Here is a 15,156-nt window from a genome sequence, read left to right as displayed (position 1 = left end):
GACAGGGCAGGACATGACTGGGTGCGAAACCACGTTTGACGCGATAGTTATCGGTGCCGGGCATAACGGGCTGACCGCGGCGGTGCTGCTGCAGAAGGCCGGACTGCGCACGCTGTGCCTGGATCCCAAGCTGTATGCGGGCGGCATGGCTTCCACCGTCGAGCTATTCGACGGGTACCAGTTCGAGATCGCCGGTTCGGTGCTGTTCCCGACGGCCCTCGAAGTGGTCAGCGAGCTGGGCCTGGACACCATGCCGACGATCGACTTGGACGTGATGTCGGTGGCAGTGCGTGGTGTCGGCGACGATCCGCTCATTCAGTACAGCGATCCGATCAAGCTGTTCACCCACCTCAACGAGGTCCACGGCGCTGACGCCGTCAACGGAATGGCGGGGCTGATGGGTTGGGCCCAGGCGCCGATCCGCGCGTTGGGCCGGTTCGAAGCCGGAATGCCGCCCAAGAGCATCGACGAGATGTATGCCTGTGCCACCAACGAATTCGAGCGCTCGGCGATCGACGACATGTTGTTCGGATCGGTCACCGACGTGTTGGACCGCTACCTGCCCGACCGCGAGAAACACGGCGCGATCCGCGGCTCGATGACCGTGCTGGCGGTCAACACGCTCTACCGCGGCCCGTCCACGCCGGGTAGCGCGGCGGCGCTCGCCTTCGGACTCGGCGTTCCCAACGGGGACACCATGCAGATGAAGAAGCTGCGGGGTGGCATCGGCGCGCTCACCGCGCATCTGCGCGAGGTGCTGGAGACCCACGGCGGTGAAGTTCGGTTGCGTACCAAGGTGACCGAGATTCTCGTCGCCGACGGGCGGGTGACCGGAGTGCGCACCGAGGCAGGGGAGACGCTGAACGCCCCGATCGTCGTGTCCGGCATCGCGCCGGACGTCACGCTCAACGAGTTGATCGATCCCGCCGCGCTGCCCGCCGATATCCGGGAACGTTATGCGCGCATCGACCACCGCGGAAGTTATCTGCAGATGCACTTCGCGCTGGAGGAAGCCCCCGCCTTCGCCGCGCCCTACGAGGCGCTCAACGACCCTGCCATGCAGGCCTCGATCGGCCTGTTCTGCACACCGGAAGAAGTCCAGCAGCAGTGGGAAGGCGCCCGACGTGGCATCGTGCCGGCCGATCCGACGGTCGTGTTGCAGATCCCGTCGCAGAACGATCCGGACCTGGCGCCCCAGGGCAAGCATGCCGCGTCGGCATTCGCGCTGTTTTTCCCGATCGAGGGCGATGTGGATTACGGGCAGGCCAAGGTCGAGATGGGGCAGCGGGTGATCGACAAGATCACCCGGCTCGCACCGAATTTCGAGCGCAGCATCATCCGGCACACCACCTTCACGCCCAGGCACATGGGGGTGATGTTCGGCGCCCCCGGCGGCGACTACTGTCACGGCTTGTTGAATGCCAACCAGATCGGCCCCAACCGGCCCGGGCCGAAAGGCTTTCTCGGTCAACCGATCCCGATCACGGGGTTGTACCTGGGCAGTGCGGGCTGTCACGGCGGACCGGGGATCACGTTCACCCCGGGCTACAACGCCGCTCGTGCGGCGCTGGCGGATCGCTAGCGGGCCAGCAGTGCGTCCAGCAGGGCGATGAACTCGGCCGGGCGCGCGGGGGTGAACCCCGGGCGCGGCCGCGTTCCCGGAACGTCGAGCGTGATCAGCGTCGACTTGAGTGGCCGCTGCACATCCAGCGGCAGCCAATAGCGCGGGTCCGGGCCGCCCCAGAAGGTGAACCGGGCGGTGAACCAACCCAACGGCTGGGCCTGGTAGCCGCGGATCGCGTCCAGCGCGATGATCTTCGACGTGCCGGAGGGAAAGTGATAGCGCTGCAACGTGATCGCTGCCCGATCCAGCTGCACCAGGCCGTCGTCGTAGGTATTGCTCATGCCCGGCGGCTCCGCAGCTCGTGACCGCGGGTGGTCAGGCACCGGCCGTTATCCAGTCGCCATTGCCAGCCGTGCAGATTGCAGGTCAGCGTGTCGCCTTCTACCACACCGAATTTCGACAGGTCAGCCTTGAGGTGGGGGCAACGGCGTTGGATCTCCCAGCCGTTCACGGTGATCGATGCGGAGTCATCGTGAGTTTCGGCGAACCAGCCGTCGGCGTAGGCGATCCGCTCGTCGGTCAGGCATTTGAAGAAGGTGTACAGGTACTCGTTGTAGCCGCCGACTCGCCAGGCCTGGAAACGCGTGGACAAGAAGATGGTGTTGACCCAGTCCGGCTCGCGATCGCGCAATACGGTGCGGACCAACTCCGGCGCGATGGCGAAGCCGTACCGGACCTTTTCGTGGGGAATACGTTCGCGCACAATCCGTTTCGGAAAGTCGAGAACTACGGTCTCCGGGCCGATCACCAGCTCGACGGGGTAACCGATGCCGTCGCAGATCTCGTCGCTTTGCAGCATGATCGGCTCGAACAGGGCGCGCAGCGGTTCCAACAGCGGCTCGCCGGCCGCGGCGGCCCAGCTCGCCCGCTGCGCGGCCAAGACCGGCGCCATCCGGTCGGCATAGTCGGCGATGTACGCGGCCTTGCCGGTCGTGAAGATGGCCTCCACTTCGTCGTCAGGCAACGGGTGTCGCAGTGAATCCAATGACGTGCCAGTGAAATCCGCGACCGAACCGGGGATCATCAGCAAACCGCGGTCATGCCCGTGGCTGCGCATCTGGTCCAGGAACACCATCTGGTCGGGGAAGATGTTGGCCGGGTCCCCATGGTCGTCGTTGAGGTGACGCAACTCGGCGTCCAAAAAGCACGGCGGTCCCGCGGACGGCACCACCCACGTCGCGTCTACCTGGGCGATGTACTGGCGAGCGCGATCCATTTGGCGCTGCCGTTTCTGGGTGCCGAACGACTCCTTGGCCCGGGCCGGCATGTCGTAGACCATTGGGTACCAGATCGCACCGGAGTACTGCAGCAGGTGCACATCGATGTGCCCGAACTCAGTTGCCAGCATGTCCAAATCGACCGGTCGGGCGTCGTTCATGTTGAAAACCGTTGTCGCGCCGTCGGAGACGACGAGGGCCGAGTCGCCGATCGGGCCGTCGGCGGGCGCCCGCAGCGCGATGACCATGACGTCAAGATCGCCTTTGGGGCCGCTGACGTGGTGTTTGACCGAGTCGGTGGTCTCGAAGAATCGGTGAAACCCTAGCTTCTGCAGTTCATTTCGAAGATCCGGCACCGGGAAGTCGGGCAGCAGCACCACCGCGTCCTTGTTGACGTGGTCGCGCAGATGGTTCGCGTCGAAATGGTCCTTGTGCAGGTGTGAGACATACAGGTAGTCGCAGTCGCCGAGAGCGTCCCAGTCCAGTGCGGTGTTGTCCGGGAATGGGAACCACGACGCGAAGTAGGCCGGATTGACCCAGGGGTCGCACAGGATGCTGCCTGCCTGGGTTTGGATCAGAAATCCTGCGTGGCCTACGCTCGTGACCTGCACAAATGCCTCTCGAATGGTTCTTGGAATCGTTTCGAGCTTAGCGTGAGGCGCTGTCTGAGGTGGCATCCGAGGTTGGAGCCGGGATTGGATCAGGCCTGCCACAGCCGCCGGTAGTAGTCGATGCGGGCCGGGTCCGGCTCGACGCCGTAGGCGGTGAAGAACTCCGGCTCCCAATTCCGGCCGGGATAGTTCCAGCCCAACGAGAGCGTCGCGACCGCGAGATCGGCCCATCGGTCGGCCACTCCGAGATCGCCGACGTCGACGTGCCCGCAACAGCGACCGTTGTCGCCGATCAGGGTGTTGGGGGCACACGCATCGCCGTGACAGACCACCAGCCGATCGACCGGCGGCGCCTCGCCGACGCGAAGCCGGGCGGCCGCGGTGAGCGCGGCCAGCCGGCCGGTCGTCGACCAATCGAAAGGGCATGTGCGCGTCGGCAATCCGTCGTGCAGTTGGCGTAGCCCGGCGCCGATTGCGCGCACCGCCACGTCCGGTACCCGCTGCCAGCTTGGATGCACCGCGGAAAGCCCCGGCAACCCTCGGGTGTGCAGCCAGGCACGGTCCGCGTCGACACCGAATCCCAGCACCCGCGGCACCGCCGCGTACCGGGCCGCCCAGCGCAGCCGCGCTGCTTCGGCGGCGAAGTCGGTGCCGGGCACGTCGGCTACCTTGACGAACTCCCTGGCGGAACGGCCCGTGTCCAGCCGGAACGTCACCCCGCCCTCGTCGTTGACCCAGACCGCGCGCACGGGCCGGCCGTCGGCCAACTCGCCGACGATTGCGGGCGCCGGCGGCTGCGACGACGGGTAGGTCACGGGTGGCCTCTTTTCACCACTTCAGGCGGCTCACAGCCGGGCGCACTAGGCTGGCAAGCTGTGGAACCGGTATACGGCACTGCGATCCTGCTCGCACGCACGATCTGGCGCATGCAGGGCCTGAAGATCACCGTCACGGGCGTCGAGCATCTGCCGACCAGCGGCGGCGCGGTCATCGCGATCAACCACACCGGCTACCTCGACTTCACCTTCGCTGGTCTGCCGGCGTACAAGCAGGGCCTCGGCCGCAAAGTGCGGTTCATGGCCAAGCAAGAGGTGTTCGACGACAAGTTCACCGGTCCGATCATGCGCAGCCTGCGGCACATCCCGGTGGATCGGCAAGACGGGGCCGCGTCCTACGAAGCGGCCGTCAGAAATCTCAAGGACGGCGAGCTGGTCGGCGTCTATCCCGAAGCCACCATCAGCCGCAGTTTCGAGATCAAGGAATGTAAGAGCGGTGCCGCTCGGATGGCGGTGGAGGCCGGGGTTCCGATCGTTCCGCACATCGTCTGGGGTGCGCAGCGGATCTGGACCAAGGGCCACCCGAAAAAGCTCGCTCGCCCGAAGGTGCCGATCACGGTGCTGGTCGGCGAGCCGATCGAACCGACGCTGGACGTGCCGGAATTGCGAGGGCTGCTGCACTCGCGGATGCAGCAATTGCTGGAACGGGCCCAGGAGCAGTACGGACCGCACCCGGCCGGTGAGTTCTGGGTGCCGCACCGGTTGGGCGGCGGCGCCCCGTCTTTGGCTGACGCGGCTCGCCTTGACACCGAAGAGGCGGCGGCGCGGGCGGCTCGGCGGGCCGAGGCCGCGGGGGCGCCGGAGTAGCTGCCCATGGTGGAGCCGACCTATCGCACCTTGGAGATCCTGACCCAGCTGGCGATTTTGGCGTCTGGCACCAGGATCAGCTACCGAGGGGTCGAGAACATCCCGGCGCGCGGCGGCGCCGTGATCGCCATCAATCACACCAGCTATGTCGACTGGTTGCCCGCCGCGCTGGCCATCCATCGTCGCGGCCGCCGGCTGCGGTTCATGATCAAGGCCGAGATGGAACAGGTGAAGGTGGTCAACTTCCTGATCAAGCGCACGGGCACCATTCCGGTGGACCGAAACGCCGGGGCGGGTGCATATGCGGTGGCCGTGCAGCGGTTACGGGCGGGGGAGCTGGTGGGGGTCTATCCGGAAGCCACCATCAGCCGCAGCTTCGAGCTGAAAGGGTTCAAGACCGGGGCCGCCCGCATGGCGATCGAAGCGGACGCCCCGATCGTCCCGGTGATCGTCTGGGGGGCACAGCGGCTCTGGACCAAGGATCACCCCCGGGATCTAGGCCGCAACAAGGTGCCGATCACCGTGCAGGTGGGCGCGCCGCTACATGCCGACAATGACATCGCGCGGACCGACGACGCGCTGCGCGAGTCGATGACCAAGCTGCTGCACCAGGCTCAGCACGATTATCCGCATCCGGCGGGGGAGTATTGGGTGCCGCACCGGCTCGGCGGAGGGGCGCCGACAATGGCCGAAGCGGCTCAGATCGAGGCTGACGAGGCTGCCGCGCGGGCGGCGAATCGAGCCCCCGGCCAATCGCGTTAGGCGAAGGAGAGACATGGCAGAGCGGTTCTACCGATTCGGGGAGTTGATCGTGCCCCCGCTCGTCGCGATGAACGGGACCAAGTTCACGTTCCACGGCCTCGAGAACATTCCGCAACGCGGCGGTGCGCTGCTGGCCCAAAACCACACCAGCTACCTGGATTGGCTTCCGCCGTTGTTCGCGGCGCGGGAGCGGGGCCGGCGCATGTACTTCATGATCAAGGCCGAAATGGCTGACGTGAAGGCCGTCGACTATGTGATCAAGCACGCCAGGCTCATCCCGGTGGACCGCCGCAACGGGCAGGATGCTTTCGCGCTGGCGGTGCAGCGGCTACGCGCCGGCGAACTGATCGGGATGCACCCAGAGGCCACCATCAGCCGCAGTTTCGAGCTCCGGGAATTCAAGACCGGGGCGGCGCGCATGGCGTTGGACGCCCAAGTGCCGATCATTCCGGTGATTGTGTGGGGCGCCCACCGGATTTGGCCCAAGGATCATCCAAAGAAGGTGTTCCGCAACAAGGTTCCGATCACCGTGGCCGCCGGACGGCCGATTGCGCCACTCGGCAGCCCCGAGCAACTCAACGTCGCGCTGCGCGACGCGATGAACGCCCTGCTCTACCGGGTGCAAGAGGAGTATCCGCACCCCGAGGGGGAGTACTGGGTGCCACGCCGGCTGGGCGGCAGCGCGCCGAACCGCGAGGATTCCCAGGCGATCCGGCTGGCCGAGCTGCAAGAGCGGATTGCCAAGTACGGGACCGACGGCGTGACCCGTCCGGGAGACCCGCAAAGCGGACGGCATTGACCGGCCGGACGGGCGGATCGTCTCAGTGATCGCTCAATGACGGGGCTGACTCCGAGGCCGGCACTCATCGCCTGCGATGTCGACGGCACCTTGTTCGACGACGACGAAACCATCACCCCACGTACTCGTGATGCGGTGCGCGCCGCCGTCGCCGCCGGCGCCAATTTTGTTGTGGCAACCGGTCGTCCGCCCCGGTGGATACGTCCGATCGTGGACGAGCTGGGATTCGCCCCGATGGCGGTGTGCGCCAACGGCGCCGTCATCTACGACCCTGCCAGCGACCGGGTGATCTCGGCGCGCACACTGCCCGTCGACGCCCTGGCCGAATTGGCCGAGCTCGCGACCCGCGTCATCCCCGGTGCCGGCCTGGCGGTAGAGCGGATCGGTCGGAGCGCCCACGACACCGCGACTCCGCAATTCATTAGTTCGCCGGGCTATGAGCACGCGTGGCTGAACCCGGACAACACCGAGGTGTCGATCGAAGACCTGCTCAGCGCGCCGGCCATCAAGCTGTTGATCCGCCAGGCCGGTGCCCGTAGCGCAGACATGGCCGCCGAACTCGCCAAGCACGTCGGCCTCGAGGGCGACATCACCTACTCCACCAACAACGGGCTGGTGGAGATCGTGCCGCTGGGAATCAGCAAGGCCACCGGCATCGCGGAGATCGCCAAGCCGCTGGAGATCGTCAGCGGCCAGGTGGTGGCGTTCGGAGACATGCCCAACGATCTTCCGATGCTGCGGTGGGCGGGTCACGGGGTGGCGATGGGCAATGCCCATCCCGACGTGCTCGCCATCGCCAACGAGGTCACGGCGCGCAACAGCGAGGATGGCGTGGGACGCGTGCTGGAACGTTGGTGGGGTTAGCCGATCGAGCCGGCGCCGTCCTCTGCCGTAGCCGTAGCAAATGTGGCAGACTGCCCGCGTGTCCGCCTTCCGGTCCGTCGCCCCTCGTCAGGTGTTCGCTTGTCCGGAGGCTGAGGGTGCCGCCGGCGGCCATTTGTCCGGGTCGAAGGATCGGTAGTGGTATCGGAAGACGAGCCACCGAAGGGCGGCGAGCCCGCGGACGATAAGCCGGAGCCGGAGAGGCAGGCCGGCGGCGGCGAGTCCGAGCAACCCGAGCCCGAGGACGACGAGGCCGCTGAGCAAACGTCACGCGGCAGCATTGAGTTCCAGGATGCGGCGACGACCAAGCCGCGGCCGCCGACGCCCGCCGAATTGCGGGCGCGGGACAAGTACGCGAAGAAGCAGAAGGCGCTCGAAGAGGCGCGCCTGGCCGCCGAGGAAAAGCGGCGCCATCAGCGCCGGGTGTTGATGGGCGCCGCGGCGGCCGTCGGCGTGGTGGGTCTCGTTGCCGGCCTGGGTTATTGGATGTTGTCGACGCCGAACGTCACCGCTCAATGCGTCCAGGAAGACCCCAGCGGTCAGCCGGTCATCGTGCCGGACAGCTACTGTACCGGTCACACCGAAGGCCTTAACGGATTCTTCTTCTACGGCGGGCACCAGTACCACTACTACTACGGCAGCTCGGGATCGGTGGGTTCGCGGCCGAGCGGCGGGACCACCGTCGCCCCCAAGGGCGCCAACATCACCACCAAGTCCGGCAGCACCATTTCGCGAGGCGGACTTGGCGGTTCGTCCGGCGGCAAGGGCAGCGGATCATGAAGCGCGCCCGGCAGAAGCCGCGGTCGAACTGGCAGGCGATCGTGGAATCGCAAGGCCTGGTGTACGGGACCCCCGCGCGCGACGCGCGGGGTCGGGACCGGCCGTACTGGGACGAATCGGTCCGCTACGAATTCGACATGGACGAGATCCTGGCGCTGGAAGCCGACGTCGAACTCCTGCATTCGATGTGCCTGAACGCCGTCGAGCAGGTGGTTCTGATGGAGCGCTTCGCCGAGTTCGGTCTGCCGGAATGGAGTTGGCAACCCATCGCCGAATCGTGGCGCCGATCCGACCCACATGTGTACGGGCGCTTCGACTTACGCTACGACGGCCGGCGGCCGGCGGTACTGCTCGAGTACAACGCCGATACACCGACGACGCTGCTGGAAGCCGCGATCCTGCAATGGTATTGGCTCAAGGACTGCTTTCCCGAGGACGACCAGTGGAACTCATTGCACGAACAGCTCGTCGACCGTTGGAAGCAGCTGCGGGATCTGTTGCCCAGCAGCGCGTTGCACTTGGCCTGGTCGGGTGTGGAAGCCACGGGTGAGGACCAGATCACGACCACCTATCTGCAGGAAACCGCGGCGGAGGCGGGTTTTCAGACCATCGGGCTGACGATCGAGGACCTCGGCTGGGACTCCGCCCTGGAGCGCTTCGTCGATCTGGAGGAGTCACAGATCGACGCCGTCTTCAAGCTCTACCCGTGGGAATGGGTGCTCGACGACGAGTTTGGCAAACACGTGGTATCCAGCCTGCCGCAGACGGCGTGGATCGAACCGCTGTGGAAGACGTTGTTGTCCAACAAGGCGATCCTCGGCATTTTGTGGGAGATGTATCCGGGGCACCCAAACCTGTTGCCCGCCTATATCGACGATCCGCACGAGCTGACCGAGTACGTCCGTAAACCCAAGCTCGGGCGCGAAGGCGCGAACATCACCGTGGTCGGCGCCGGAATGGAGACCGCCACCGGCGGGGTCTACGGCGAAGAGGGATACGTCTATCAGCTGCTGGATCCGTTGCCGGAATTCGACGACATGCGCCCCGCGCTGGGTGCGTGGATCGTCGGCGATACGGCGGCCGGTCTCGGTATCCGAGAGACGGCGGGACTGATCACCGACGACGGCGCAGCCTTTGTCCCACACCGGATCCCCCAGAAGTGAACTTCTTAGCAAGTGAACGGAGTTGAACATCGATGACAACGACCAGCGTGGCGCTGAATTCGGGCTACTGGGAGCACGGTTACTGGGCGGTGCTCGGCCGGGGCGCGGGCGCCATCATTCTGTACGCGATCGTCGGCCTGGTGCTGATGCTGGTCGGGTTCTACGCCATCGACCTCACCACGCCCGGGCCGCTGCGCAAGATGGTCAACGCGGGAAAGCCGAACGCGATCATCGTGTCCGCCGCAGGCATGGTGAGCATGGCACTGATCGTGGTACTGGCGATCTACTCGTCATCCGGAAAACTGGCCGAGGGGCTGGTGGGATCGGCGGTCTTCGGGCTGGTGGGCATCATCGCCCAGGTGGTGATGATGCGGATCGCGACCATGGTGATCGGCATCGACATGGACGCGTTGTTCAACGCTGACGAGTTCAACTACGAGGCACTCATGGTGGCCGCGGCGCAGGTCGCGCTGGGCATCGTGGTGGCAGTCGCGATTCTGTGAAGCGACAACATGTTTGAGGCGGGTGAGCAGCTGCGCGTTGCCGTCGATGTCATGACGGCGTGGACGACGGAACCGGACAATGTCGATTTCGCGATCGGTCGGGCGAACGGATACTTGAATGAGGGCCCCGACGGCTATCAGACCCTGTTGGCCGGGTTTGTCGGGCTCTCGGGTTGGCTGCTGATCAGGTTGGCGAGGGCCGAGAGCGAGTCGGGCAAGGCCACCCGGGACGAGATGAGGGCGATCCTGCAAGACATCGCGCGAAGGTCGATCTAGCGGGCCCGCAGGCTTTTCGGCGGTACGGTGGAAGCGGTCAGCGTGTCCGCGTCGATGGTTTCGGGTCGGTAGTGGAGCGCCGGCAATCGCGCCGCCATCGCCGCAACGGGGTCGTCGTAGGTTTCGGTCAGCCCGGATAGAAACGCCCACTCGTGCTCGTCGCTGCCGAAATAGACGACGGTGCTGAAGGTTTCGCGGAATCGCCGCCACGACGAGCGCAGCGATTCGTTGCGCCACACAGTCGGGCAGCCGGCTTGAGCGACGACCACGCGACTGATGTCGCGGCAGCGCCGCAGGAAATCGGCGCCGTAGAGGCGGTTGTGCTGGGCGTGCTCGGTTCGCTCGTCGGGCAGGTCGATCACCGCGATGTCGTATGCCGCGGCGGACCGATCCACAAACTCCCAGCCGTCGCAATAGTGGACGGTTACGGGTCCGAATCCTGTTTCGGCTCTGCTGAGTTCGTCCATGGTGTAACCGTAGGGAAGGTGGCGTGCGCACAGCCGGACCGCTTCGCGGTCGATATCGACGTGATCGACGTGCGTGGCCCCCGCTGCTACCGCGAGCTGGCTGACCACGCCCTCGCCCGAGCCGATGACGAGTACCCGGTCGACCTCGCCGGCCAGCAGCAGCGCCGGCACCAGCAGCGCCTCGTGGTAGACGAGTTGACTGAATTCGGTGCTTTGTCGTTCGCCGTCGCTGAACAACGCGATGCCCTGGTGGGTGCGGCCGATCACCAGGTTCTGGAAGCCGGTGTCGACGTCGCAGATGATCTGAGAGAGGTCCCAGGTCCGGATCAGTCCAGGCGCCAGTGGTTCGTGGATCTCCCAGCGGTTCTCCGAAGGCTTCTCGAAATAGGTTGGGAGCGGGGGTATTCCGTTGAAATCCACCGATGCATAGCTCGCGGTGTAGGCGCCGGTATCGTCGATCTCGACCCGGTCGCCGGGCCGCAGCGTGGTCGGAAGTGGATAGCGCTGGTACAGCACGTCGTCGCCGTCGCACGTGGGGCCGGCCACAACGGCATCGCCGACTGGATCGCCGTCGCGGTCGGTCCGAAGCCGGTAGCGGATGTACTCGTTCTCGGTCTCGGCAAGACCGCTGTAGCGACCGATGTCGAGGTACACCCAGCGCCGGGCATCGGTGCCCGCGCGCACCGCGACCACCTCGCAGCTGATCGTGCCCGCCGACCCCGCGATCGCCCGTCCGGGTTCGACGGCCAGCTGTGGCGGGTTCGTGCCGAAATAGCGGGCCAGCGCCGATTGGATGGCCGCGGCGACCACGTCGAGATCCGGCGCGCCGACCGCATACGCCAGCGGGTACCCGCCGCCGACGTTGATCGTGCTGAGTTCGCTCACCGCCTCGAAAATCGAAGCAGCACTGCGTATTCCCAGCTCCCATGCCGAGGCGTCGAGTTGCTGTGAGCCGACGTGGAAGCACACGCCTTCCGGCTGCAGCCCCAGCCGCTCGGCACGCCTCAGCAACGGGGCGGCGGCATCCGGGGCACAACCGAACTTGTGCCCGAACGGCGTCACCGACGACGGAAAGTCCGGTGCGATACGGCATTCCACCGCTGCGCCCGGAGCGTGCTCCGCGATGGCCGTCATGCCCTGCTCGGTGTCGAACGCGAACCGCCGAACCCCGCATGCATACGCGCGGGCGATGTCGGCCGGCTTCTTCACGGTGTTCCCGAATGTGAGCAGCCGCCCCTCGATCCCGGCGGATTCGCACACGTCGATCTCGCCGACCGAGGCGACGTCGAATGCGGACCCCTCCGCCGCCAGCACGCGCAGGACTGGTTCCGCGGGGTTCGCCTTGACCGCGTAGCGGATCTGCGCCTGCGGAAATGCGGTGCGCAGTGCCCGGAAGTTCCTGCGCACCTGAGCAAGATCGATGCTCAGGTAGGGCGTTTCGGGCACAGGTCGCAGACTAGTACGCGAGGCGACGCCGTGGCGGGGCCGGGAGTCAGGCGTCCGGGTGCGTCGGTAGCGAGAAGTGTTCCGGCGGGACGCTGGGCGCGCCGGGGGCTGCCGCCGAGAGCGGTGTCGTGATCCCGTCGAGGACCTCGTTGACGTCTCCGGTGAGCCGGTTGTAATTCAGCGTGCCATGCTGGAAGTTCTGCGTGATCTGCAGCGGCTCTTGGATTTCGGCGCTGGTGGGCAAGCCCAGCGGACCGCGTTCGTAGCTCTGCGAGGCCCAGGCGTCATAGATCGCGCCGGTGACGGGCTGTGCTCCGGTCACGGCGGACCAGTACATGGCGCCCTTGGCGAAGGTGGAGTAGCGGGCATCACCTTCGGCGTTGTCTTCCGGCGAGGTCGGTGCGCCCAGCACACTGTTCATCCCGCCGAGCTCCTCCCAATGCTGGTAGATCGCGCCGCCCTGCAACGCCTTGATCAACTCTTCGGGCGGGTCGTTGAAATGGGATGCGATATCCCGAATTTCGTCCATCAGCGCGTAGGCCGCGTTGCCAGGGCAGTCGGTGTTGCCGACGTCGCGGTGGGTGAAGATGGTAGGGAGCGTCGCGAAGGCGCCGGCGGGGAACGTGGTGTAGTGGCTGCCCGCGGACTCCAGTGTCACCGTGCCCTTGGGATCGACGCCGTCCAGGCCGAGGCGCCAGCCGAGCAGCCGCCCGACGGCGCGAAGCTGAAGTGGGGTCGGCGGTACATCGTCGAAGTTGCCGATCATCGCGACACCCCAGGTGTTGCGGTTGAACCCGCCGGTGTGGAAGCCCTCGACCGCTTTGGTGAGACCCCCGGCGCTGCCCTCGAACACCTGGCCGTACTTGTCGACCAGGGCGTTGTAGGCGATGTCGCACCAGCCCAACGTCTTGCTGTGGTAGGTGTAGATGGCCTTGACGATGCCCGCCGATTCCAGTGGCGAGTAGTCGTTGCTGCCCGCGGTGTGATGGATGACGGCCGCGCGAATTCCATTGTCGTACTGCGGGCTACCGCACCGCAGCGACTCGTCGGCACCCCATTCCGCCCGGCTGATGATGGCGGGCGCCTGCCCGGGCATCAGGACTCCGGACGGCGGCGTCCACTGCGTCTTGGCCGGAGCCTGCGGCGGGGAGATCAGGATCGCGGAGATGGTCTGTCCGAACGGCTGTTCCTTGGAGGCGGGCCGATAGCCCAGATCGTTGTTCGGTGCCGCCGCGGGGGGCGCCCCCAGGGTCACCGCGGCATCGAGTGGGCGGGTGACCGCGATCTGCACGGTTGTCGTGGTGCCGACGAACACCGGATCGGTGCTGCGGGGTCCCTCGGTCGGCCCGACCGGCTGGGCCGACTCGCCCGCCGGTGGGCTGGTGTTGTCGGGTGCCGCGGTCTCGTACTCGGTCTGATACCAGGGCCCCCACGAACCGTCGGGGCGTTTAGCCCGCACCCGGGTGGAGGTGCCGGCCAGGTCGCCGGTGAGCGCGACCAGAGAAAACGGTGTCTCCTGGGTGATTTCGCGAACGGTGACGCCGCCGCCCAGCCCGACGAGCGGCTGCTCGGTGAGCTGGGTATCGCGGGCCGGCGGTGCGCCGGCGCGGGCGCCGGAGTCGCGGGTCAGCCCCGCCACCGCCGACACGATGACCACCGTGGCCGCGATGGCCGTAAGAAACGTCGTGGGCGCACGACTACGGGACGACACCAGCTGATGTTACGTGTGTTTCTGATGTTATTGATGAGGCGACACGATATTCTGCGTGTCCAACCTGGGGCGGAAACTGTTCGACGACACCGCAGAGGTTTGATGCCTCTGCGGTGCCGTCAGGTAACAGGACCCCGGAAGTTCTAGACGGGAGGCAGCGCCGGTGGCAGCGCTGCGGCCGCTCCCGGCAGAGCGCCGGCGGCACCCGGCAGGGCCCCGAGCGCACCCGGCAGGGCGTGTGCCGCACCCGGCAGCGCACCGGCGGCACCCGGCAGGGCGCCAGCGGCACCCGGCAGCGCGCCGCCTTGAGCCTGCGCGATGGCCGGCATCACCAAGCCCTTGAGCAGGTCAATGGCCTGACCGGCGCCCAGCTGGTTGGCGGCCTGCATCACATCGTTGACAAGGCCGCCACCACCGCTGCCGCCGGTAGGCGAACCGCCACCCAGCGTCGACGGGTCACCGAGGATCGGGTAGGTGCCGTCGGCACCCGCGTCCAGCGGCGCACTGATCGGCACCTCGCCGGGGGCGCCCAGGCCGCCCGGAGTGAGCCCGGCAGCCGGGCTGGTCAGCGCCGGGTTTATCCCCGCGCCAGGCGTTGTCGCCAGGCCGGGAGTCGTCGGCGCACCGGGTGTCAGCGCACTAGGCGCGGTGAGGCCGGGACTCGTCAGGCCCGGGTTCGTCAGACCCGGGGTGCCCAGGCCAGGAGCTCCCAGACCCGGACTGGCCAGACCCGGGCTGGTCAGACCCGTAGTACCCAGACCGGGAGTCCCCAGGCCGGGGCTGGTGAGGCCGCTCGCGCCGGTACCGGCACCGCCCAGGGCGGGAATCGGCGGCAGGTTGAGCCCGAACGAGGACAAGCCTTGGGTGAGCGCGCCAACGAGCTCACCGGGCAGGTCGGTCATGACCGCTGCCTGCTTGAACTCGTGGTGCTCCACGGGCTTGCTGCTGGCGGTCGATTCGTAAACAAGGAAGTAGGCGCAAGGACTCGCCACTGCCAGGGCGGCGACCGCGCTCATGGCTGTCGAGAGCTTGCGACGGCGTCGGTTCGGCACGGAAGTCTCCTCAATCTATCGGTTGTGTCGGGCGGATCCCGTCAGTCCGTATTCGCGGGAACCACACAAAGTCGATGGTACGAGTGAGGAAGGTGTTACTAGAGTGGTGATATTGAATCGTGAGGTTTTTGCGACCCTGCGCGTTACGTGCGATTCGGGTCCCTGCAAACCAGTCTTCACGTGCTCTAACCCCGCCCCACAGCCTTGTCAAATGGGGTTG

Annotated in this window: 15 protein-coding genes; 9 read left to right on the top strand and 6 right to left on the bottom strand. The window is 66.5% G+C overall.

Annotated features, from left to right (window positions below):
- The first annotated feature begins 13 nt into the window (after positions 1–13).
- A complete protein-coding gene (locus OK015_RS00920) occupies positions 14–1,582 on the top strand; it encodes a phytoene desaturase family protein (protein WP_268132371.1) in 1,569 nt (522 codons plus the stop codon).
- Here OK015_RS00920 and OK015_RS00915 read toward each other — a convergent pair.
- From OK015_RS00915 to OK015_RS00905, 3 genes are all read right to left on the bottom strand, one after another.
- Complete coding sequence (locus tag OK015_RS00915) at positions 1,579–1,905, bottom strand: hypothetical protein (protein ID WP_268128555.1); 327 nt, start codon at positions 1,903–1,905, stop codon at positions 1,579–1,581. The genes OK015_RS00920 and OK015_RS00915 overlap by 4 nt on opposite strands.
- Positions 1,902–3,452 (bottom strand): MBL fold metallo-hydrolase, encoded by a 1,551-nt coding sequence (locus tag OK015_RS00910; protein ID WP_268128554.1) that lies wholly within the window; start codon positions 3,450–3,452, stop codon positions 1,902–1,904. The genes OK015_RS00915 and OK015_RS00910 overlap by 4 nt, the downstream gene beginning before the upstream one ends.
- A gap of 89 nt (positions 3,453–3,541) precedes the next feature.
- Complete coding sequence (locus OK015_RS00905; protein WP_268128553.1) at positions 3,542–4,267, bottom strand: phosphotransferase; 726 nt, start codon at positions 4,265–4,267, stop codon at positions 3,542–3,544.
- Positions 4,268–4,327: 60 nt separating this feature from the next.
- Here OK015_RS00905 and OK015_RS00900 point away from each other — a divergent pair, with 60 nt between their 5' ends.
- From OK015_RS00900 to OK015_RS00865, 8 genes are all read left to right on the top strand, one after another.
- Positions 4,328–5,095 carry a lysophospholipid acyltransferase family protein gene (locus tag OK015_RS00900; protein ID WP_268128552.1) on the top strand — a complete coding sequence of 256 codons (768 nt, stop codon included), beginning with the start codon at positions 4,328–4,330 and terminating at the stop codon, positions 5,093–5,095.
- Between the two features lie 6 nt (positions 5,096–5,101).
- Positions 5,102–5,857 carry a lysophospholipid acyltransferase family protein gene (locus OK015_RS00895; RefSeq protein ID WP_268128551.1) on the top strand — a complete coding sequence of 252 codons (756 nt, stop codon included), beginning with the start codon at positions 5,102–5,104 and terminating at the stop codon, positions 5,855–5,857.
- Positions 5,858–5,870: 13 nt separating this feature from the next.
- Entirely contained in the window at positions 5,871–6,656 is a 786-nt protein-coding gene (locus OK015_RS00890; protein WP_268128550.1) for a lysophospholipid acyltransferase family protein, read from the top strand.
- A 36-nt stretch (positions 6,657–6,692) separates the two neighbouring features.
- A complete protein-coding gene (locus OK015_RS00885) occupies positions 6,693–7,520 on the top strand; it encodes an HAD family hydrolase (RefSeq protein WP_268128549.1) in 828 nt (275 codons plus the stop codon).
- A gap of 156 nt (positions 7,521–7,676) precedes the next feature.
- A complete protein-coding gene (locus tag OK015_RS00880) occupies positions 7,677–8,318 on the top strand; it encodes a hypothetical protein (protein ID WP_268128548.1) in 642 nt (213 codons plus the stop codon).
- Positions 8,315–9,481, top strand: coding sequence for a glutathionylspermidine synthase family protein (locus OK015_RS00875; RefSeq protein ID WP_268128547.1), 1,167 nt, complete (start codon positions 8,315–8,317; stop codon positions 9,479–9,481). The genes OK015_RS00880 and OK015_RS00875 overlap by 4 nt, the downstream gene beginning before the upstream one ends.
- Before the next feature lie 32 nt (positions 9,482–9,513).
- Positions 9,514–9,984 carry a DUF350 domain-containing protein gene (locus OK015_RS00870; RefSeq protein ID WP_268128546.1) on the top strand — a complete coding sequence of 157 codons (471 nt, stop codon included), beginning with the start codon at positions 9,514–9,516 and terminating at the stop codon, positions 9,982–9,984.
- Between the two features lie 9 nt (positions 9,985–9,993).
- Positions 9,994–10,260, top strand: coding sequence for a hypothetical protein (locus OK015_RS00865; protein WP_268128545.1), 267 nt, complete (start codon positions 9,994–9,996; stop codon positions 10,258–10,260).
- On the opposite strand, the gene OK015_RS00860 is transcribed toward OK015_RS00865, so the two are convergent.
- From OK015_RS00860 to OK015_RS00850, 3 genes are all read right to left on the bottom strand, one after another.
- Positions 10,257–12,173, bottom strand: a complete 1,917-nt coding sequence (locus OK015_RS00860) for an alanine racemase (RefSeq protein ID WP_268128544.1) — start codon at positions 12,171–12,173, stop codon at positions 10,257–10,259. The genes OK015_RS00865 and OK015_RS00860 overlap by 4 nt on opposite strands.
- Before the next feature lie 46 nt (positions 12,174–12,219).
- The gene (locus OK015_RS00855; protein WP_268128543.1) at positions 12,220–13,884 is read right to left on the bottom strand and encodes an LGFP repeat-containing protein; all 1,665 of its coding nucleotides are present in this window, start codon (positions 13,882–13,884) and stop codon (positions 12,220–12,222) included.
- 143 nt (positions 13,885–14,027) lie between these two features.
- A complete protein-coding gene (locus OK015_RS00850) occupies positions 14,028–14,936 on the bottom strand; it encodes a PirG (RefSeq protein ID WP_268128541.1) in 909 nt (302 codons plus the stop codon).
- Positions 14,937–15,156 lie beyond the last annotated feature (220 nt).

This window comes from Mycobacterium sp. Aquia_216, assembly GCF_026723865.1.
Classification (GTDB): Bacteria; Actinomycetota; Actinomycetes; order Mycobacteriales; family Mycobacteriaceae; genus Mycobacterium.
Note: the sequence above shows the minus strand (reverse complement) of the source record. Positions and strands in the feature narration are given on the sequence as shown.